The following is a 21,983-nucleotide window of genomic DNA, read 5'->3' on the forward strand; positions in this document are numbered from 1 at the left end:
ACATAGCAAGCTATGTGACCAGAGTTGCAACGCATCACGACTGCATGGATGCAGGAGCTAGAGCAACGCAGGAGCAGTTGCCGCGAGTGCCTGAACAATCAGTCAGAAAATATGATTTCGTATGGTTGAGTAGTTATATGTCAGTTGATGTAACTATAGGGTTAGGCTATTCAGGAAACTAATAAGCATTCAAACAATCAAAAGTTATAACTTGAGAGTTTAAGAAGGAAGAATGCAGCATGTTTGGAACAATTGGTCAAAGTGTTGGGACGTATCAATATCCTGGTTGTGGGCTTGGAGGAGCAGACCTTATATCAATGAGTATAAAGCCTGATCGATACTCCTTAGAAGTATGGAAAGAAACTTTGAATAAAATAAATCCTAATATTTCTGATAATCTGGGAATCAGTCCACTGATGTATGTAATATGGGCGGCAGATGATGACTCTATGGATAAAGCTCGTTCTGAAAAGATAGCAACTATTATTGAACTTTTTATTAAGAACGGGGCTGATTGCAATCCACAAAATGGCGCTGGTGACACTCCGCTGCTACTACTTTGCAAAAAAAAATGGGGTGACTTTCCACAGCTCATAGAATTTGCCCTTGAACAAATAATAAATAATGGAACTGAACCTGACTCTATTATGGTTCGTGGCATACCTCTACTTTTGGCTATGTCAACATTTCCAGGAAATTATTCAACAATGGCATGGAAAATTTTGTTGAAAAAGGGGCTAAACCCTAATGTTTCTGATGCTGGAGAAAGCCCATTGACCAATGTAATAAAAAGCAAGTCTATGGATGACGTTATTAATCAAAAGCTAGCAACTATTATTGAACTGTTGATTAATAATGGGGCAGATTGCTATCAAGAAATTGGCTCTGGTGAAACTCCGTTACAACTACTTTGCTCAAAAAAATGGGATGACTTTCCAAAGCTCAGAGAGCTTGCAATTGAACAAACAATAAATAAAGGAATTGATCCTGACTCTATTATGGCTGTTGGCAAACCTCTACTTTTAGCTATGTCAAAATATCCAGATTATTATTCTTCAATGGCATGGAAAACTTTGTTGCACAAAGGGCTAGATCCTAATGTTTCTGACGATTCAGGAATGAGCCCATTGATTAATGTAATAAAAAGTAAATCTTTGGATAAGAATTCTTCTGAAAAGCTAGCAACTATTATTGAACTGTTGATTAAGAATGGGGCAGATTGCAATCAAGAAAGTGGCTCTGGTGAAACTCCGCTACAACTACTTTGCTCAAAAAAATGGGATTACTTTACAAAGCTTAGAGAATCTGCACTTGAACAAATAAGAAATAATGGAATTGAACTTGACTCTATTATGGTTGATCTCCAATCTCTACTTTTAGCGATGTCAAGATATCCAGAATTATATTCTTTAAAGGCATGGAAAACTTTGTTGCACAAAGGGCTGGACCCTAATGTTTCTGACGATGCAGGAATGAGCCCATTGATTAAAGTAATAAAAAGTAATTCTTCGGACAAAGTTATTTCTAAAAAGCTAGCAAATATTATTGAGCTTTTGATTAAGAATGGGGCAGATTGCTATCAAAAAGATAGGGTTCGTGACAATGCGCTAGAACTACTTTTTTTAAAAAAATGGGATAACTTTCCACAACTCAGAGAGCTTGCGTTAGAACAAATAAGAAATAATGGAATTGAACCAGAGTCTCTTAAGGTTAAAGGCAAACCTCTACTTTTAGCTATGTCAAAATCTCCAATAAAGTATTCTAAGTTAGCTCTTAGAAGCGTTTTCAGATATGGAGTTCTCCCTATTTTAGAAGAAAATGAATTAGAAGGGCCTACAGAAAAAAAACCAAAATTGAAGTGTTATTTTAACGATACGTTAGAAAAGCACAAAGCCCATTTTTGTTTTCGCCCTCTTGAGTATCGCTGCATTTGTGCTGTAGACAGACATTCAAGAGGACAGGAATTGACAATGCTTCCGAAAAGCATTCAGAAAGATATTAAACACTTGTTTTATTCATGAAAGAAAAAAGACACCCATAAATTAAAGAAAAAAGACACCCATAAATTTGCTTTACCATCCACTTGGTCTACTTTTTCATCCATCACTGATTTTTTACCCAGACAGGTGAGTCCATGGCTCAGGCCCGCAATACTCTGATTGACCCCAGCTCAACGCCTTATTATCACTGCACGGCAAGATGTGTTCGTCAGGCTTACCTCTGTGGAGAGAACCACCTGACTGGCAAGAACTACGAGCATCGCCGCCAATGGGTGGTGGATAAACTCCGGGAACTGGTTTCAGTCTTTGCTATCGAAGTCTGCGCTTACGCTGTCATGTCGAACCATTATCACGTGGTTTTGCACATCAATCAGTCATCTGCCAGAGGTTGGTCACGGAATGAGGTGCTTCATCGTTGGACGACCTTGTTCAGAGGTCCGCTCCTGGTGCAAAGGCATCTGGCCGCTGACAAACTGGGCAGCGCTGAATTGGCCCGTATTGATGAATATGCTGAGCAATACCGGCGTCGTTTAACGGATATCAGCTGGTTTATGCGCTGCCTGAATGAACATCTTGCTCGTGAGGCCAATAAAGAAGACGAGTGTAAAGGACGCTTCTGGGAAGGTCGTTTTAAAAGCCAGGCACTGCTGGACGAAGCAGCGTTACTGACCTGCATGACCTATGTTGACTTGAATCCGATTCGGGCTGGAAAGGTAGAAAGACCGGAAGCATCAGACTACACGTCGATTCAGGAACGCGTGGAGCAGGTTACACATTCTGAGACTAAAAAACAGCCGCTGACCCTGAAACCTTTTTGTTTGCAGGGCCAGAATACGGACATTGCCCTTCCCTACCTTCTTCACGACTATCTGGAACTGGTTGACTGGAGTGGCCGCATTGTCAGGACAGATAAGAAAGGTTCCATCCCGTCGTATACCCCTCCTATTCTTCAAAGACTGGAAATTGATCCGGATGAGTGGTTGAAAACCATGCAATGTAATAATCGTTTTTATCGGGCAGTTGGTCGTCTGGAGGCAATGAAGACTTATGCACTTGAAGCCGGACAGAAGTGGCTTCGAGGTTTAAACGCCTGTAGTCGTTTGTACTTGACAGGTTAGCGTAGAAGTCTGTCAAGGCGTCAAAGGTCCTCTCTTTATCTCTCTTCGATTTATCTCGGAATGAATTTGCATTGTCTGAATTATGGCTTGAACAGCTTCTGTTCGTTGGATGGCGCTGTGTGGCTCGTTGATACGCTGGTTGAAGATAGATTTTCTGATCCTTTTTGGGGATGCAGTTTTTGAATGTCTTATTTTTTATGGGTGTCTTATATTCTTGTTTTATAGGTGTCTTATATTCTTGTTACATTCTTGTGGGTGTCTTACATTCCCACAGATATCCCTGAAGAGCCATTTTTTATGGGTGTTTTATATTTTGTTTTATGGGTGTCTTATATTTTGATATTATGGGTGTCTTATATTCTTATATTTTTTCCCTGAAGAGCCATTTTTTATGGGTGTCTTATATTTTTTATATTTTATTATGGGTGTCTTATGTTTTGGGTGTCTTATATTTTTGTTTGTTGTTGCGGGTATAAGTTTATTGTTCAAGGCTGGAGATATGCGTTAAATACAAGAAAAAATAAGGCCACCTCAATGCAGCCTTATTTTGGTTATAAGAGTTACCGATTAAACCATTACCACCAAGCTTCAAAATGCACGCCGTATGTCCAGCCGTCGGTCTCAGCGCCAAAGGTTCTTATGATTTGAGTCGCAGAGGTGCCTGTATCGAAATATCCCAGACCAGCAGCGCTATAACACTGATCTGCAGAGTATTCACCAATGCACATGACGTCTTTGGAGTCTGGATCACTTTCATCCTTTGGAGTTAATATCCAGTCCTGTTCGATCCCATCCCATTTGGCATAGGTGGCAAACACTCTGATAACGGGTCTGACAAACGCTCCAAACTTTGGATGGAACTGCTGAGCTATAGTAAATTTGGTCACTTGACTATCAAAGCCCTGACCTTTACCACCGTTTAAAGAGCTATCATAAAAGGCATTTTCTACTTTGTCCCAACCCAGCTCAATTGCAGTACTGGTGATTTCAGTCCATTTCCAGATGGGTCTGATACCTGCAGTTATCCAAGTTCTTTTGTCAGGCAAGGAGAGGGGGTCATCGGGCAACCCACTCAGCCTTTGAGCTTCTTCGTCGTATTCGACCTGAGTCCATGCTGCAACGTACATGATGTCCATCTGGTCACTCAGAGAGAACGAGCCATGATCAAGTACCCTGAAGAGCTTGTTACCTTTGTACCATTCTGCTGAGACAATATCTCGTCCGGTTGAGCCAACACCTGGACCCGTCATGCCATCACTAGCGTATTGCACTGCAAACTTGTTAAAGCCATCCAGAACCTCCCAAGTCAACTCAGCTGTAAGCATCCATCCGTCCTTATCAAGGGCCTCCTTGTTTTCATGCTTGTCAGGAGGATTTCCCTTCCCGTAGTCAATTCCCAGTTCAAGGCTGAGATTATCCATTAGTCTCAAATCCTTTAGTCTGAGATCTATGACATCGGTTTCAACAGCTTGCTTTTCGTAAGACCCACTGCTGTCAAAATATTCAACGATGGGTGTATGTCTTAGCCAAGCAATATCAAACTTGCCTATGCCAATATCGATATCCTGAATACCGGCTCCGGGGCCAGAAACATCCCAGTAGTACCAGTCATTCATATGAACATCATGTCTCTGGTAGAAGCGTTTGCCCGCCCAGAGCATAGCCTCCGGCATACCCTCAATGATATTAGTGGCCTGTAAGTTGACTTCCCTCAGGGCAAACTCATTGTTGCCATAATAATCGTCACCCATTCCGGGCATTTCCCAGTCATTATTTTGGAAAACCTTATAGGCGATATTGGTATCCAGCCTGAACGAGGTATTATTATCATTAGACAACTCAGCACCAAACTTCAGCTCGGTATAGGTCTCACACTCATTACCCAAGCGGTACTTGGCGGGTGCCCCAGCCGCTTTAAAGCAGGCCTGATCTCCTCCTTCTGCTGAACGACCTACGCCAGAGCGGGCATAGCCGTGAAAATCAACGTTAACTTCTTCAAAGGCCCAGGAAAGTGCAGGGAGGGAAGCGAGAGAAATAACCCCAATACTGCGACCCAGAGCAGACAGAGTACTCTGTATCTGAATCATTGCTATTTACCTTGTGTGTGTACGACAGTTGACCAGAGCTAACCGTTGGCTAAGTTGCTCTGGCCTGTTGCCATGAAGATGCGGTTTCCCAAGATCCTGAAGCCATCACATATTCATGGCGGCTTGAGTAAATAAACCGAATGACTTTGAGAATTATGTTTTCGGCATACCCGTAAAAAATCTAGACCAGAGATTCGCAATCAGCAAAGTAAACAGGAAAAAATAGCAGATAATAGAGTTTTTTATCCTGTCTGACACAAATACGACTATGTTTGCAGACAGGCTCCCAGAGCCTGTGCGGCAATACTGTTACTGATAGTGAAAAAATGCTGCAATTTTTTGTTGATCGTGAATTCAGGTATACAGTTTATGAGTTTGTTGAGAGGTATCAGAACAGTTGGCACTCCAGGCGGCCAAATTAACGCAGCATTAAGAAGATCTTATAAACGACGGGATGTGTTTGGAATGCGGAAAAAACAGATTCTTTCGCTGTGTATTATTGTCCCTGTGATAACCCTGACGGGCTGTACTTTTTTCAATAGCCGCGAAGAGATAGTCAGGCAGCCAGACTCAGAAGGCAAAGTGTACAACTCGGTTAAACATATTACCTGTCAGCCAATCAGTTATCCCGGCGATAAAAAAAAGACTAACGTTGTCGTTAATGACTTTACTTCAAGGTTAAAACAATCCACCGGAGAGACTCCGGTACTGGCTTTCAGTCTGCCGCCAACGGGTATTCATAAAGTGAATATTAACAGCTACGTGGTCAAGGATGGCGACAAAGAACAGCTGTTCTATCCGGCTGTTGCACTTCTGGATCAGTCGCACAATATCATAGCCCATATACCTGAAAGTCAGATCAAGTACAAAAAGCCCGGGTTTACCAGCCCTGAAAGTATTGAAGCCCAATTCGTCATCGATAATGACAAACGCTCCAATGAGGAAGCTGTTTGTATGCTTATCTACACCACCGATGAACTGAGGAAAGGAAGAACTACTTTGATGAATGAGGCCAGGGCATATGCCAGAGCTTACGGCGTTGTAGCTCCGCCAGTTTCAGATCCTGTAGCCATTCATGGAAACAAAGGGTATCTGGCCATCAGTATAAAAAGTTCAGAGGTGGCTCATGCTTCAACGACCATTGCTCCTGTAGCTGTCTCTGCTACAGCACTTCCAAAAGCGGTACAGGACCCTTTTACAAAAGAAGTTCTGCAGTATTATGTTGATGCTGTTAATAAAGGCCTTAAGTCATGCGATATTGGATGGGCTCTTGTCTCAAGGGCTGAATTGGGCAGTATTGTCAGGGATACAGAGGAGTACTTTGTTGAACAGTATGGTAAGCCCGTTGATAAACTGAATGCCCCTAAAACTGATGTTAGAGTCGGTTATGGCGGGAAAGTCCTGTATCACTACCAATTGCAGATATACGAGCACCTGAAGGCCGGTCAGGGAGCTGCGGCATTGAAGGTCATTGATCAGATCAAGGCTGCCTTGGATGAAGTGGATAAGCTGTTTGATTATAGGCGACAGACGAACAGTTAACACTTGCAGCCTGTCGTTTCCTATTAAAGCGGCCGCATTCTGTTTTGCACTTTGATGGCGTTAAACTTAACCGCTCTTTCTAATCACCGTCATGTTGTTAAAAAACGACCGATTGGATTCATCAGCAAAAATATTTTCCAGAGTATCGGTCAACTTCCTGCGCCAGTTTAGATACTCTTCGCTGGTCCCGGGAATATTCACCGGGGAGTCAATTTGCAAAACCTCTTCCAGCTGAACCACGGTGATTTTTGAAGCTGTTTTAGTCAGGTAATAATGCACTTTTTCCATTAAGTCCCTTGAGTATCCCATGGTGGAAATATCGTGTGGGTTCATGCCTGCAGGAAACTCATGGATGCTCGAAAGTGTTTTCAGTAAAGCCAGCTTTTCCCTGTGTCTTGCCTCTTTCTCTTGCAGTGTCCGGTTGTGATCATAAATACCCAATTGCAGACGCAAATCCAGATCCAGACAATTCCACCAGGCCTTCAGAGGAGGGATGTCATGGTTGCTGATACAGGTCAAAGCCATCGGTTTATAGTCCAGAGGTGGCGTAAAATGATCACCCAGGCATTCGAAAAGAACCACTTCATTGGAATAGAACAGGGCCGGTGGCAAAGTGGCCTGAATTTCAGGCGGAACTGTCCCGAGGTCTTCTCCGAATACCAGACACTGACGACGATGGCTCTCCAGTTTGATGATGCCGAGTAAGTCCTCAAGGGGATAATAGACATAGGCACCATAGTCAGCGGTTTTGCCCTTGGGGCACCACCAGAGTCTCAGTAGTCCCATGACGTGATCAATTCTCAAAGCCCCGCAATGGCTCATATTAGCCTGAACCATTTCAATAAAGGGCTGGTACTGCTGAGCCCTTAGCACCTGCGGATTAAAGGGAGGCAAACCCCAGTTCTGTCCCTGGGGAGCGACACCGTCCGGGGGCGCACCAACGCCTGCATCCAGACAATACAGGCTGCGATGACTCCAGACATCAGAGCCGCCACTGTCCACACCTACGGCCAAATCACGATAGATGCCCACCAGCATACCGGCTTCAATGGCCGCTTCCTGGGCTTTGGCCAGCTGATCTTCAGCCAGCCACTGTAAGTACATATAGTATTGAATGCGTTTTCGGTTATCGCTAGCAAACGCTTTAACGGCACTGGATTCAGGGTTTTGGAACAAAGGCTCCCAGCATGGCCATCCCCAGTTATTGATGTTCAGCTTTTTGTAATGCTCATAAATAGCTTCATAGAGGGCATGTTGCTCCAGAGCCGGGCCACGGTTTCTGCAAAAATCCAGAAAAGCTTTTCCCCTTGAGCTTTCGGGGTTAAGGTGCTGTTGATAGAAGTGTTCAAACAGTGTGTTCAGAAAACCAAACTTCAGCCACGCTACCAGGCTGTAGTCTACGTATTCCTGATCTCTTGCCCGTTGCAGTTGTTCTTTGAGCTCTGGCTCTTCAAATCGCGTCCGGGCTTCGTCACATTCCCTGAAGTCCGGCACAGCTGTGATATCGATATACAAGGGATTAATAAAGGTTCGACTTGATGGGCTGTAGGGGCTGGCATGAAGAGGGTTGGCAGGGTAAAGGGCATGAATAGGATTCAGACCAATAACATCTGCGCCCTGCTCTGCCAGTTGAGTCGCCAACTGACTCAGGCTTGAAAAGTCACCCATACCCCAATCATGACGAGTTCGGAGTGTGTAAAGTTGGATTGCACTGCCCCATATCTTATTGCCACTGCCCAGTCCTTCAGGTTCGTAACAGGTTTCAGGAGCAATAATTATCAGTGCACAGTCTTGCGTATTGTTACTTTGCAGCGAGAGCCGATGGTAACCAAGGGGCAAAGTATCCGGTAATTTGAACGTCAGGTGATGATAGATTTTACCCCCAAAATTGCAACTTTCCTCTATGGGCATATCGTCAGTATTCAGATTCAGTGAGTGGTGGCCAGCGGTTTCCAGTATTATTTCGCCTTTGAACAGCTGACCCAGCTGTTGATCTTCAAGGTGCAGACTGACCTGATAGGCTTGTCCCTGTGTGAAGACAGAAACGGGATGCAACAGTTGCTGCCACCTCTGTTGTTCAAAGTCTGTGATCGCCTGTTTTATCGCATCGTCAGATTCAACGTTCAATCCCATGGCGGCGAGAATTGGCAATTTGTATTCGATGGGGACGCTGACAGGCTCACCCGCCCAGTCACTGTATTCTCCAGAAACGCGATAGTACCCGGCCAGCTGTTCAATCAGATCAGGATCAGACATAACGCTCTCTCTTATCAGTCGTGGGCTGGCGCCTGGGTACGAGGAAAAGCCTTGCCCTCAGCGTTGAAGAGGTGACAAAACTGAACCGGAAGCTCAATTTTCATCTTGCTGCCTGCATCACGTTTTTTTGAGTCTTCTACCCGGACAATAAAGTTTTCACGAATGGTATCGTGGCTCATGTATATGTAAGATTCGGCGCCCAGACGCTCCAACGTCTCAACCTTGCCTTCGACAGCGTTGCCATTATCCGTTTCTGCCAGAGCATCTTCGGGTCGAATGCCCAGCACGACCCTGTCACCCTTTTTGGCATCCTGGCAGTCAACATTTGTCCGGAGTACTTCACCGGTGGTTAATTTGACTCGGGTTTCGCTGTTGCCGGTCTCTTCAATAAAACCGTCAAAGAAATTCATTTTGGGTGAACCGATAAATCCGGCAACGAACAGGTTGGCGGGTTGGTGATAAAGCTCCAATGGCTTGCCAACCTGCTCCAGGTTAGTTTTTGCCCCCTGAGCCAGAGGGCTCAGGACAACAATCTGGTCTGCCAGAGTCATGGCTTCAATCTGGTCATGGGTGACGTAGATAGACGTTGTTTGCAGACGGTTGTGGAGTCGGGCTATTTCCTGCCGCATCTGAACCCGGAGCGCGACATCGAGATTGGACAGCGGCTCATCAAACAAAAAGACCCTTGGTTGCTGCACGATGGAGCGGCCGATAGCCACCCTTTGTCGTTGACCTCCGGACATGGCTTTTGGCTTTCGATCCAGCAGGGCTTCCAGTTGGAGAATTCGGGCGGCTTCTTCAACCCGGCTTTTGATTAACGATTTATCGGCTCTTGCCAGCTTCAGACCAAAGGCCATATTTTCGGCCACCGACATGTGTGGATAAAGAGCGTATGACTGGAAGACCATGCCTACCCTGCGCTCGTTCGGTGGCCAGTCATTCACCTGCTCTCCGGCAATGTACATTTCTCCTTCAGTGATATCTTCAAGACCACAGACCATTCGAAGCAGAGTGGACTTACCGCAGCCAGAAGGCCCGATAAACGCAATGAATTCACCCTCTGCAATGTTCAGGTTGATATTCTTGAGAACCCAGGTCTTGCCCTGGTCATAGCTTTTGGAAATATTGACAAGCTTAACTTCAGCCATAAGGTTTTCCGTTTTTTATACGCTGAACCCGGCAGGCTAGCCTTTGACACCACCTGAAGTCAGACCACCGACAATCCAGCGCTGGCACAACAGGAAAATAATAGAGATGGGCAGACCTGACAGAACGGCTGCCGCAGCAAAGTCGCCCCAGAGATAATTCTGTGGATTCAGATATTGTCTCGAGCCAACCGCCAGCGTCAGATTATCCATGCTCTGCAAAAGCACTGAAGCAACGGGATATTCAGCAATATTGGTAATGAAAGCCAGAATAAAAACCACCGCCAGAATGGGTGTTGATAGCGGTAGCAACACAAAACGAAATGCCTGCCAGGGCGTTGCTCCGTCAATCGCTGCAGCTTCTTCGAGGGATGAATCAATGGTTTCGAAGTAGCCCTTGATTAACCAGATGTGCAGAGCCAGACCACCCAGATAGGCGACAGTTACCGAACCCAGAGTGTCCAGACCTAACCAGGGAACATAGTTGCCGATCTGCTCAAACAGGGAGTATATGGCAACCAGTGCCAGTACAGCTGGAAACATTTGCAGAATCATCATGGCAGTAAGCATGGATTCCTTGAATCGGAATCTCAGTCTGGCGAATGCGTAGGCGCCCGTGGTTGATAGTAGCAGGATCAACAGCGTGGAAATAAACGCTACTTTGATAGAGTTCCATAACCAGAGGAGAACAGGGAAGGGAGACTGGGTGATGGAGCCGTCGGCATTTTCCCAGGGAATACCAAAAGCCAGATACCAGTGTTCCAGACTGGGATTACTGGGTATCAGGTCGCCGGTAGCAAAGTTACCGGAACGAAAAGACACCGAAATAATCATCAGGAAGGGAAACATGATCAGGCAGAGAAAGAGAATCATAAAGATTCTGGCAGACCACACCCGGCATTTAAGGTTTCTTGGCTGTACCATCATAGTCGTTCACTCCAGTACCTGTTTAGTCGCTTTCAGGTTCACCCAGGCTATGATACCCACCATGATGAAGATGAAGGTGGCTATGGCAGAAGCCAGGCCGTAATCCTGCCCGTACTGGCCAAATGCGATCCGGAAGGTATAGCTCACCAGAATGTCGGTGGCACCTGCCGGAGTGCTGGCACCAATGATATTGGGAGCACCGTCAGTCAGCAGTGCAATCAGAACCAGGTTGTTGAAGTTGAATGCAAAACTGGCAATCAACAGCGGTGTCAGAGGCTTTATGATCATGGGCAAAGTGATGTTAAAGAAGTTCTGGATGGGAGAGGCGCCGTCTATTGCTGAAGCTTCATAAAGAGTATCTGGAATAGACTTCAACAGGCCTATGGCGAGAATCATCATGTAAGGATAACCCAGCCAGGTATTAACGATCAGGACCATGGTTTTTGCCAGATACTCGTTGCTGAACCATTCGGGTTGAACCCCAAAGAGCAGGTTTAGCAGCATATTGATCTCACCAAAATTCTGATTAAACAGGCCCCTGAAGATCAAAATAGAAATGAAGGCTGGCACTGCATAAGGAAGAATTAACAGCAGCCGGTAAAAGTTATTACCTTTCAGGGGTTCCCACTGCACCAGACAGGCCATCAGCAACCCTACAGTCATGGTAAAGAGCACCGAGAGAGCTGCAAATACCAGGGTCCAGAGGAAAATTTTTAAGAAAGGACCCTGAATACCAGGATCTTTCAGCACCCGAACAAAATTATCCCAGCCGTTATAAACGACAAAGCCCGGTCTTACCTGCTTGCCCGCTGAATCAGGCTGCCCTTCAGGCACTTCGATATAATAGCCCGTTGTATGATCAGGCTTTAGCAGGTTGCCATTACGCGTGTCCTGCAGAGTGTCATTACCAATGTCACGGTAAATTTTTGACATGGGACCAAATTTTCTCAGGCTGGTCATTGTTAGCTCAGTCTTGTCAGGCAGTTCTACGTCCAGTTTTTTGAGGGTACTCCGTAGCTTTATGGTCTCCTTGAGGGGGAGCTCATTGCCTTCAGGAAGGTCCGGTGAAAAGTCAGCTTTCAATGGCACTGGAATGACGGTTTCGTTGAACGGCTGACTTATAAGGTACTTGTCTGTCTCCTTGTTACTGATAAACAGAACCCGGTAATCAGCCCCCTGCTGATAAACACTGAAATGATAGGACTCACCCTCTGTTTTATAGGTTTTGCCCAGATGCAGGATTTTTACGCGCTCCAAGGATAAAAGGTGACTGGAACTGTAATTTGTGAATGCGACATATACCGTATAGATCAGGGGGAAAACTATAAATATCGATACGCCCAGAATTGCAGGGAAAACATATCGGTAGTTGTAGCCATCAGCGCTTATGAACACCCAGGTGCCGACGCAGACAATCACCAGAATGATCAGGGCAAAAGCAAACTCTCCCTGAAAGTACATCAGGGCCACGCCATAGAGCAGCACAAGATCAATCATGCCAATTAATCCACATACCAACCAGGTCAATGGGCTCTTTGCTTTCTGATCAGCCTCCATAAAGTCGACTCCTGAAGCAGATTTAGCTCACATACTCTGATCCGGTGGGCTTGAAACTGCATAAATCGCTCTCGAAATCACTTGTCGTATTTCACTGCATTGAGATAAGTAGAAGGGGATCTAGACAGCCTAGTTGACAATTTGCCTGGCTGCTTCATTGAGCGCATTCTTGTAGTCCTGTCTTCCGGAGGTAATGTTCATCAGAGCAGACTCCATGGCTGACCAGAATTTGCCCATTTCCGGTACATTGGGCATGAGCAAACCGTTGACGGCATTTTCGTAGGTAACCTTGATGCGAGGATCTTTTTCCAGTTCCTTCATGTAGCTTTTATTGACCACAGCACCCAGCGGAACATCGCTGTTCATAGTACGAAGACCGTCGTCTGTTAGCAGGTAGTTTTCAAGAAACTCTTTAGACAGGGCTTTATTGGGACTGGCACTGTTCAAAGTGGCTCCCCAGACGCCAACAAATGCCTTGGAACGCTGGCCATTGACGCTGGGCAAAGCGGCCACACCATAATTCAGATCTTTGCCGTCGATTTTGGTTTTGTCCAGGTTTGACCAGGCCCAGGGGCCGGTAATCATCATGGCTGTCTGGCCCTTGTTGAAGCTGGACTCCATAACACCATAATCAACGCCTCTGGGCATAACGCCTTTATCAATCAGCTCGGTCAGCATTTTGGCACCGGCCATGGCTCCGGCGTTATTGACTCCGGTGTCTTTGATATCATAACCAGTCGGTGTTTTTTTGAAGACATAGCCGCCATCTGCAGCAAGCATCGGCATAGTGAAGTAAGGCTGGATCTGATCCCACATAATGGTAGTAACTTTGCGTTTGGCCAGTTTGTCTTTAAGAGGAAACATTTCCTCAAATGAGCCGGGAGGCTCTGGCAACAGATCCTTGTTGTAGATCAGGCTGATAGCCTCCATAGAGACAGGGTAACCATAGATCTTGCCGCTAACCGTCATCGCCTGCCAGCCCAGATCGTCAATCTTGCTTTTGAAATCCGCAGCTGGGTTTACAGGCGAAAGAAGGCCGCTCTGGGCCCATTCACCGTATCGGTCATGGGCCCAGAAGAGAATGTCTGGTCCACCACCGGACGCTGCCGACTGTTGAAAACGATCGGTAATATTTTCCGGAATCTCAACTTTAACCTTGATGCCGGTGTCTTCCTCAAACTCCTTGCCGATTTCCCGGATACCATTGTAGGCCTTGTCACCGCCTACCCAGATCACCAGTTCATCATCCTCAAAGGAGAAGGCCTGGAAAGGGCTGAGGGCAGTCCCGAGAGTGATTGCAGCTGCAGCTATGGTTTTGCCAAGTGGAGTACCCAGTAATCTGATCATCAGTCAACGGCTCCTGATCAATTTAGCTATTCAGTTAAAGCGCAGCGGCCACTCGCAGTGATAAACCGCAGGCGCGTTCTGTAGGACAAGCTTCATACGCACCCGGACGTGAACCTCTCCGGTCAGCCTAATGATGATTCCCCTACACGGCTTGAAAGTTCGCTCAAGAGTGAAGATTTGTTTTCACAGACAGACCCATTGGGTTGCTGTCTGAGATGAAAGAAAAACTTATTCAATAATAGCGGCAGAATCGGAAGGTAATGATGATGTGGAGAAGAATTTTTCATCAAGGCAAGGTTTTAAGTACCTAACCAGTTGGTTTCGCATATTCTGGCCAGGTACTTATTCATAATTTTCTAAAAAAGCAAGTTAATATTATTTTTGAGAATTAAATCAAAATATACGACGATAGCTAATTAATTGAGGCGAAAAAAGGAAGTCGTTTTCATCTCGTTCTGATTCTGGAGACAGGGAGCTGGGTTTAGTCCGGGTTCCCTCGCTGGGGCCCAAAGGGCACGACAGCTTGGGAACCTGAGTTTTGCGACAGCCGCTCCAGCATAGGAACCAGTTACATCATTGTCGACGGTTAAGGCGCTCTTTTACTCTGGCAACTAAGCTATCAAAATCCTCTGAAGGTTCTGGATCTTCTGAATCAACTTTTATTGTAATAATGCCTGTTGGAAGTATGTCATCAGCCGTCTTGTTTTGTGCAAGAAATGCTTCTAATTCATTTTCTGAAATCAGTGACTGTAACCACTCTACAGTTTCTATTTGACTACCTCCGGACCAAGGATCATGAATGACTAATTTATCACCCATAATGCCTATTAACAGGGCATAATGACCATAGAAGCAATTTTCTTGATATCTAAGAAGAATAGGTGTCTCGGCAATGAGTTCAGTTAAAGACTCAACTAATGCTTCTTTAGTGTATGAAGAATCAGGAAATTGCAACTCAGATAATTTGAAATTTGAACGAATAGACTCTTCGTAAAATTCTTCTAAGGGGAATCCTTTAAATATTCTTCTCGGGTTAGTAGAAAGTGATTCAACTTTTTCTGGATTTATACTGGTAACAAATAATGGATCGTCACCATAAAACCTTCTGAGCATTTCTACACAGGCATCACCACAGAGATTAACATGCCCTTGATGAATGTACTTAACAGGGTGAATGTGACTTTTGAGCTCTACACTCCTTCCTTTGAACTTTTTCTGTTCAGCTTCTAAATTTGTTGTGTCATTAGTAGCATTAAAACCCCAAATTGCTCTGAGCGGTCCTCTTAGTTTCATATTTTATCCATTTTTTAGTTATCGAATTTTCAGAGGGTGTCGTAAAACTCTGGTTGCCACGCTTTCAGGCCCTGTAAGTCGAAGCGTGGGAACGGGTTGTTCCTTTTTTCGCTTCTTCTTGTCAGGTGTTTCATTCAGTGACTGAAGTGAGGGAGGTAAATCTCTTTTGTTTTCAATACCGGGCATTGCGAATTCCTTTTCACGGGTTTTTTCTATTACTAGTTGTATAGCAAAAACCTATGCACGGGACAAATTGCAGAATGGAATGGATCGGGAAGCGATTCCCGCCATAATACTTAAGATGACTGCGAGGGAAGAATCTGGCTTTATGCCACAGAGCTGGTGTACCCCTGTTTACCGGAGCTATTCTCGTGGCTTTTTCAGTATCTTCTTTGGCACCAGCATTTCCTTTTCTCCCGGGAAGCCATTGTTGTTAAAGTAGCGCCGCTTCTCGCTGACCACAGCAATACCCCGCTTCTTCAGCACTTCCCGGGCGTCCTCCGAATGCAGTGTTTCCTGAATCAAGGTGCCCGGATTCATCCGAATACCTTCGTTCTTCAACCGCTGCACCTCTTGCTCTATTGCCTGTTGTGTGGCCGGGCTTAGCAGCGACGGGTCATGTTCGTACTGCATCTTTTCCAGCAGTGTCATTCCGGCCGGAATCGTCACCTGCCCCAGATCATACCCGCTGTTATGAATACCATAAGTGATCCCTTTGTTCTGATCGGCCCTGCAGGCTTTGTGGCTGGGGTCTGAACAGGTAATAATTCCGGCCTCCTGAGCGATTTTACGGCGGACATTGTCATCAATAAACTGGTTCATTCTCTGCACTGGCTCAGTAGTCCATTCAAAGTTTTCGGAGATCTTTGAGCCATTGTCGATCAGACCGTAGACTTGGGCGTAGTTTTTTCTGCGCCGATCCAGAAGTTGCCAGGTTACCCGCGCCAGATCAGCCGCTCCGTGCATGGCGGCTTCGAGATGACGTTGGAATTCAGTCTTTTTGTCAGGCTCGAAGGTAAACTCTCTGGTCAGCTGCAATGGCAAGTCAAGAAGACTGGCGTCAAAACCCAGAGATCGAGTCACTGTTAATCCTGGGAAATCAGCCCCAACCCCGCAACCACGGATAACATCCATTCGATCCGCAAAGCGTAATATGCGCAGATACCAGCGCACACGCTCACAAAGGCTCTGCTCGTCTTGACCCTTGACATCGTTTTCCTTGCTGACTATCGCCTTTGCCATATCAGCCAGCAGCTTTTCAGGATAGTGCCCGGCCAGATCCCGTTTGAAATATTCAGCTGAACTCGTTTCTTCTACTGATTTGTCGACATCTTCGGCAGCCGCGTCATGGTAGATGATCGCCAGAGAAAGGAGTTCTTTTTCTTGCGGGTGCAAGGAGCGTTGCTGAAATTTCTCCAGCAACTCCATATACCAGAGCCCATTATTCCTGGCCCGCAGAACATGACTGCAACTGTGCAGTGGTTTCCACACGGCTGGCATGGTCTGTCTGACAAGGCTCTCTATCACCCGCTCTGGTCCCGGACGGCGGTAATAATGCTGCAATACTTTCAGGATGGTTTTTTCATTATCGCCGACATTGTCAGGCAGGACCGGCGGTTTACTGAACGCTTCCACCACAAACTGTAATGCCGCCGGAACCTCGGTTACCAATGATGTTGCCGATGCGCCGGTATCGTTCAGGCCGAGCGATTGTTTCAGCTCCTCAACTTCCCGCTGAGCCTGCCGGACATGCTCTGGCCAATTCTGGTAGAAAGGATATTTTTCCCGTTGATCCCGAAGGTTTTCAAGCCATTCGATATAACCATTCAGAGATAGATCCTCAATAATCTTCTTACCATTACCATATCTGCCCTCATGATAGACTTTAACGCGATTCAGAACGTCATTGTCCAGAGAAGCTCCGTAATGGAACAGGGCCAGTAAGAGGGACTCGAGGGCGTTGAGAGTTGGAGGATTAAAGTCAACCACATGGTGTATTATTAATTGTTCCAAAAAGCTTTGCCGCTGCTGTTGGGTGGATTCCCGGCAGATTCGGTCAAATTCAATGACGTTTCCCGGGCAACCGGTTAAAGGTAGTCTCCGGAGATGGTCCAGAGTCAGAAAATCAAATGGAGCAAAGGCAGCCAAAACATAGTTCATAATGCTCAGTGGTATTAATGAGTTTAAGCTTTCATCCATATTGAAAATGGGTGGAAAATTCTTTTCCAGTCTTGCACCGCTTTGCAGAAGCAGCTGACATAAGCGGCAGGCTTCGTCCGCCTGTTTCTGGATTTGCTCGTGCTTTGGCCGGTCGTTTCTGATCAATTCGGAAACCAGTAACATTCCAAGTAAAGATTCAACACGTCCTTCATGAGGAAAAAACTGGTGAATTGGCAAGCCACTTTGTTCCAATTCCAGAAGCCTCTCACAACTGTAATGACGGGGATCACTTACCAGCTCGATGGCTTCTTGCAGTAGCTGCATGGTATCTGGATCAGCTGAGAGAGTTGATTCCGAACTCAGTGCTTTTGCCCGCAAAGGCATTGGCAGCAAATTCAGCATGGCTCTCAAATGCTCTGGGGCTAAGCCCTGTGAGAAGGCAAAATCATTCAGAGAATTCTCATTGCTGGCCAGGTGCGGACTTTCCAGCTCATCATCAAAATAGACCTCTACAGAACCTGTGCGGTGGCAGTAAACCACCAGAGGCAAGGGGCCAAGCTCCAGTAAAATTTCACACTGATTCTTACGTCTAAGGATATCGGAAATATTTATTTGTGCGTCCTTGTATACGCAAAAGCATTTGACGTCTCCCATGCGGTAGTTGGTGAGTATCAGTTCAGGGTAATGAAAAAGGTGGGATTTATTGCCGGATTTCAACTTTGGTAAACTGAATGTTCCGTCTTTTTGCAGATGTCCCGAGGTGAAACGAGGATAAACTCCCCAGAAAACTTTATTGCTGCGCTCAAGAAGTGCGTCGTGCAGTGATTGCAGATCAGGCAGGTGTTTTTCAATCCGTTTATTCTCATCAGCGCCCTGCGCCAGATGATTGGTGTAGGCATCACGTTTGTAGACATGCAGGCATTGGGGGTTAACAATGCCTACCATCCATTTACCTAAACCATCTGTTACGGGCCCGGTGGGCATCATCTTCCCCGGCAGAGCGAGAGTGAAGGGTCTTGGTGCTCCCTTACCCGAAAAGTAATCTTTTTCTTTGGTGTATTGAATTCGCCGAAACGCCAGGCGTCCACTGGCAGCAGCTTCCTTCAGCTTCTGTCGCTCAGGCTCTCTGGAATCATGGGATCGCAGCCTTCTGGTTGATTCGCAGACTGTCCATTGGCCAGAGGCCGTTAGCGACTCGGTGTCAAACTTTGTTGGAGGGCACAGGCTTTGAGAGGTTCCCGTTCCATGGGCAATATTCATGGCAATACTCCTTTAAGACTTATTACTTAACTATTTTCCTGAAGGTAAACTTTAGAGTCCTTAGAGTAACTGGCTGGCGAAAAGTTCCGCCAGGTTACTGCTGTCTGAAGTTGCATTTCATAGCCAGATCAAAGGATTTTGCAGGCCCACTCTGCCGACGCGCTCTGAGCATCAGGCTTCGCTATCTTCTTTGGCACCAGCATTTTCCGTTCTCTCGGGAGGTCATCGTTGGTGAAGTAGCGACGCCTCTCCCTGACCACGGCAATACCCTGCTGTTTCAGCACTTTTCGGGCTTCCTCCGAAGCCAGTGTTTCCTGCTTCAAGGTGCCCGTATTCATCCGTATACCTTTGCTCTTCAGACGCTGCACCTCTTGCTTCAGTGCCTGTTGTGTTGCCGGGCTCAGCAGCGATGGGTCGTATTCGTACTGCATCTTTTCCAGCAGTGTCATTCCGGTCGGAATCGCCACCTGCGCCAGATCGTACCAGCTGTTATGAATACCATAAGTGATCCCTTTGTTCTGATCAGCCTTGCAGGTTTTGTGACTGGGGTCTGAACAGACAATAATTCCGGCCTCCTGAGCCATTTTGCGGCGCACATTGTCGTCAATAAACTGGTTCATTCTCCGCACCGGCTCAGTTGTCCATTCAAAGTTTTCAGAGATCTTTGCGCCATTGTCGCGGAGACCGTAGATCAGGGCGTAGTTTTTTTTGCGCTGATCCTGAAGTTGCCCGGTTATCCGCGCCAGATCAGCTGCACCGTGCATGGCGGCTTCCAGATGACGTTGGAATTCAGTCTGGTTGCCAGAGCCTGAGCGAAAATCCCTGGGTAACTGCGTCGGCAGGTCAAGACGTGTAGCATCAAAACCCCAGGGTTGAGTCTCCATTATCCTGGGAAAATCAGCCCCAACCCCGCAACAACGGATAATATCCATTCGATCCGCAAAGCGTAATATGCGCAGATACCAGCGCACAGACTCAGACAGGTTCGGCTCATCGCTACCATCGACATCTTTTTCCTTGTTGATCATTGCCAGTGCCATATCTTCCAGCAGCTGTTCGGGGTAGTGCCCGGCCAGGTCCCTTTTGAAATAATCAGCCGATCTTGTTTCTTCCTCCGATTTGTCGACATCTTCGGCTGCAGCGTCATGGTAGATAATCGCCAGAGACAGGAGTTCTTTTTCTTTTTTGCTCAGGGAACACTGCTGAAATTTCTCCAGCAATTCCATATACCAGTGCCCGTTATTCCTGGCCCGCAGGACATGACTGCAGCTGTGCTGGAGTTTCCATTGTGTTGGCATGGTCTGTCTGCCAAGGCTCCTGATCACCCGTTCCGGCCCCGGACGGCGGTAATAATGCTGCAATACCTTCAGGATGGTTTTTTCATTATCGCCGGCATTATCAGGCAGGACCGGGGGTTTGCTGAAGGCGTCCACCAGAAACTGCAACGCCGTTGGTGTTGCAGCTGCCAGGGGTGTCGCCAATGTGGCAGAATCGTCCAGACCGAGAGATTGTTTCAGATCTGTTATTTCCTGCTGAGCCTGACGGACATGTTCTGGCCAATTCTGGTAGAAAGGATGCGTTTTTCGTTGCTTGTAAAGTTCTTCAAGCCAGTGGATATAATCATCTACGGAGAGATCATCAATGACCTTTTTGCCATTCGGGCAATAAAACCTCTTCAGGCTGAATTCAAGACTATCCAGAACGTCTTTTTCCAGGGAAACCTGGTAATGAAAAAGAGCCAATAAGTTGGACTGAATATGTTCGAGGGTTGGATTCGGCAAAGTGACCACATAACGTAATACCTCTTTCAGACATTCCTGCTGTTGCACTGGACTGTCGCTCCGGCAGATACGGTCAAATTCAATGACGCTTCCCGGGCAGCCGGTCAAAGGTAGTTGTCTGAGATGTTGCAGGTTCAGGAACTCAAATGGAGCAAAGGCAGCCACTAAACAATTGAACAGACCCACTGGCAATACATATTCCAAATACCGTTCCATACCGTCGATGCGGCTCAGGCCCCATTGAGTCAGCCTTGCCCCGCTTTGCAAAAGCAGCTGAAATAATCGGTAAGCTTCTTCCCCCTGCTGAACCCGAATTGGCTGTCCCTTAAGCACATCCTCTCTCGTTCTTCCGAAATCCAGGGCCCCATTGTGTCTGAATATTTCGGTATCCAGGAGAATATCAAGCAAAGATTTAACAGCCACGTCATGAAAAAAACGCTGGTCAATGGGCAATCCACCCTGTTTCAATTCCAGAAGCCTTTCATAGCTGTAACAACAGGGATCACTCACCAGCTCTATAGCCTGTTGCAATTTGTGCATAACCTCGGGTGGGACGGTTAATTTTGAACTCAGCGCCCGGGCCCGCTGAGGCATTGGCAACATATTTAACAGGGCTCTGAAATTGTCCAGGTCTATGCTCTGTGAGAACGCAAACTCATCCAGAGAACGCTCATTATCGGCCAGGTGCATACTGTCCAGCTCATCATCAAAACAGACCTGCACAGAGCCTGTGCGATGGCAATAAACAACCAAAGGTAAGGATTCACGATTTAATACCTCTTCACAACGGTGCTTATACTGCAGGATATCGGAAATATTGGTCTCTTTATCCTTGTATACACAGAAACACAGGATGTCTTTCTTGCTGTAGTTAATGAGCACCAGTTCCGGGAAATCATATATGGGATTATATTCGCCGTTTTTCAATTTAGGTAAACTGAACGTCCCATCTTCTCGAAGGTGTCCAGAGGTGAAGCAAGCAGGATAGAGTCTCCAGTTGACTCGATTGGCATTCTCGCGACGTTTGTCGTGCAATGACTGCAGATCTGATAGTAGTTTTTTTGGCAGTGTATCCGGAGTCATATCCGGCTCCTCCAGCAAACGCTCAGTCCGTGGATCACGTTTGTAGACGAACAGGCATTGCGGATCGCTGATACCTACTATGTACCTGCCTAACGCTTCTGGCACTGGCTCGACGGGTATCATCTCCCCCGGCAGAGCCAGAGTGAAAGGTCTTGGTGCACGTTTGGTAGTGAAGTAATCTTCTTCTACATGCACTTCAATTCGCCGAAACGCCAGACGCCCACTCTCAGCGACCCGAAGTAGCTCTTGTCGCTCAGACTCTCTGGGGTGAGGAGACAGCAGCTTGCTGGTCGATTCGCAGACTGTCCGATGGCCAAAAGTCGTTACCGGCTGGGTGTCAAATTGTGTTTGAGGGCACAGGCTCTGAGGCGTTTCCGTTCCGAGGTCAACATTCATGGCAATACTCTCGTGGACTCATTGCTTACCC

12 protein-coding genes are annotated in these 21,983 nt (G+C 46.5%); 3 read left to right on the top strand and 9 right to left on the bottom strand.

Features of this window, described 5'->3' with window-relative positions:
- The first annotated feature begins 239 nt into the window (after positions 1–239).
- The gene (locus tag ACO6V5_RS24485) at positions 240–2,021 is read left to right on the top strand and encodes a hypothetical protein (RefSeq protein WP_422410324.1); all 1,782 of its coding nucleotides are present in this window, start codon (positions 240–242) and stop codon (positions 2,019–2,021) included.
- A gap of 113 nt (positions 2,022–2,134) precedes the next feature.
- Entirely contained in the window at positions 2,135–3,118 is a 984-nt protein-coding gene (locus ACO6V5_RS24490) for a transposase (RefSeq protein ID WP_422410326.1), read from the top strand.
- 575 nt (positions 3,119–3,693) lie between these two features.
- Here ACO6V5_RS24490 and lamB read toward each other — a convergent pair.
- Positions 3,694–5,205 carry a maltoporin LamB gene (gene lamB / locus ACO6V5_RS24495; protein WP_422410328.1) on the bottom strand — a complete coding sequence of 504 codons (1,512 nt, stop codon included), beginning with the start codon at positions 5,203–5,205 and terminating at the stop codon, positions 3,694–3,696.
- A 465-nt stretch (positions 5,206–5,670) separates the two neighbouring features.
- Between lamB and ACO6V5_RS24500 the strand changes: the two genes are divergently transcribed.
- Positions 5,671–6,747 carry a MalM family protein gene (locus ACO6V5_RS24500; RefSeq protein WP_422135130.1) on the top strand — a complete coding sequence of 359 codons (1,077 nt, stop codon included), beginning with the start codon at positions 5,671–5,673 and terminating at the stop codon, positions 6,745–6,747.
- Between the two features lie 66 nt (positions 6,748–6,813).
- Here the strand turns inward: ACO6V5_RS24500 and malQ are convergent, their stop codons facing one another.
- From malQ to ACO6V5_RS24540, 8 genes are all read right to left on the bottom strand, one after another.
- A complete protein-coding gene (malQ, locus tag ACO6V5_RS24505; RefSeq protein ID WP_422135129.1) occupies positions 6,814–9,003 on the bottom strand; it encodes a 4-alpha-glucanotransferase in 2,190 nt (729 codons plus the stop codon).
- A gap of 14 nt (positions 9,004–9,017) precedes the next feature.
- Positions 9,018–10,151, bottom strand: coding sequence for an ABC transporter ATP-binding protein (locus ACO6V5_RS24510; protein WP_422135128.1), 1,134 nt, complete (start codon positions 10,149–10,151; stop codon positions 9,018–9,020).
- Between the two features lie 36 nt (positions 10,152–10,187).
- Positions 10,188–11,075, bottom strand: coding sequence for a maltose ABC transporter permease MalG (gene malG, locus ACO6V5_RS24515; RefSeq protein ID WP_422135127.1), 888 nt, complete (start codon positions 11,073–11,075; stop codon positions 10,188–10,190).
- A gap of 6 nt (positions 11,076–11,081) precedes the next feature.
- A complete protein-coding gene (gene malF, locus ACO6V5_RS24520) occupies positions 11,082–12,632 on the bottom strand; it encodes a maltose ABC transporter permease MalF (RefSeq protein WP_422135126.1) in 1,551 nt (516 codons plus the stop codon).
- A gap of 129 nt (positions 12,633–12,761) precedes the next feature.
- On the bottom strand, positions 12,762–13,979 hold the full coding sequence (gene malE / locus ACO6V5_RS24525) for a maltose/maltodextrin ABC transporter substrate-binding protein MalE (RefSeq protein ID WP_422135125.1): 1,218 nt from the start codon (positions 13,977–13,979) through the stop codon (positions 12,762–12,764).
- Between the two features lie 573 nt (positions 13,980–14,552).
- The gene (locus ACO6V5_RS24530; protein WP_422138796.1) at positions 14,553–15,272 is read right to left on the bottom strand and encodes a papain-like cysteine protease family protein; all 720 of its coding nucleotides are present in this window, start codon (positions 15,270–15,272) and stop codon (positions 14,553–14,555) included.
- 363 nt (positions 15,273–15,635) lie between these two features.
- Entirely contained in the window at positions 15,636–18,692 is a 3,057-nt protein-coding gene (locus tag ACO6V5_RS24535; protein WP_422410332.1) for a hypothetical protein, read from the bottom strand.
- A gap of 128 nt (positions 18,693–18,820) precedes the next feature.
- The gene (locus ACO6V5_RS24540; RefSeq protein ID WP_422410334.1) at positions 18,821–21,952 is read right to left on the bottom strand and encodes a hypothetical protein; all 3,132 of its coding nucleotides are present in this window, start codon (positions 21,950–21,952) and stop codon (positions 18,821–18,823) included.
- Positions 21,953–21,983 lie beyond the last annotated feature (31 nt).

This window comes from Endozoicomonas sp. ALD068, from assembly GCF_049310145.1.
Classification (GTDB): Bacteria; Pseudomonadota; Gammaproteobacteria; order Pseudomonadales; family Endozoicomonadaceae; genus Endozoicomonas_A.

Coding starts and splice junctions, on each gene's coding strand:
- ACO6V5_RS24485 (WP_422410324.1), top strand. CDS start 240: ATGTTTGGAACAATTGGTCAAAGTGTTGGGACGTATCAATATCCTGGT.
- ACO6V5_RS24540 (WP_422410334.1), bottom strand. CDS start 21,952: ATGAATGTTGACCTCGGAACGGAAACGCCTCAGAGCCTGTGCCCTCAA.
- malG (WP_422135127.1), bottom strand. CDS start 11,075: ATGATGGTACAGCCAAGAAACCTTAAATGCCGGGTGTGGTCTGCCAGA.
- lamB (WP_422410328.1), bottom strand. CDS start 5,205: ATGATTCAGATACAGAGTACTCTGTCTGCTCTGGGTCGCAGTATTGGG.
- ACO6V5_RS24500 (WP_422135130.1), top strand. CDS start 5,671: ATGCGGAAAAAACAGATTCTTTCGCTGTGTATTATTGTCCCTGTGATA.
- malF (WP_422135126.1), bottom strand. CDS start 12,632: ATGGAGGCTGATCAGAAAGCAAAGAGCCCATTGACCTGGTTGGTATGT.
- ACO6V5_RS24510 (WP_422135128.1), bottom strand. CDS start 10,151: ATGGCTGAAGTTAAGCTTGTCAATATTTCCAAAAGCTATGACCAGGGC.
- ACO6V5_RS24535 (WP_422410332.1), bottom strand. CDS start 18,692: ATGAATATTGCCCATGGAACGGGAACCTCTCAAAGCCTGTGCCCTCCA.
- malQ (WP_422135129.1), bottom strand. CDS start 9,003: ATGTCTGATCCTGATCTGATTGAACAGCTGGCCGGGTACTATCGCGTT.
- ACO6V5_RS24530 (WP_422138796.1), bottom strand. CDS start 15,272: ATGAAACTAAGAGGACCGCTCAGAGCAATTTGGGGTTTTAATGCTACT.
- malE (WP_422135125.1), bottom strand. CDS start 13,979: ATGATCAGATTACTGGGTACTCCACTTGGCAAAACCATAGCTGCAGCT.
- ACO6V5_RS24490 (WP_422410326.1), top strand. CDS start 2,135: ATGGCTCAGGCCCGCAATACTCTGATTGACCCCAGCTCAACGCCTTAT.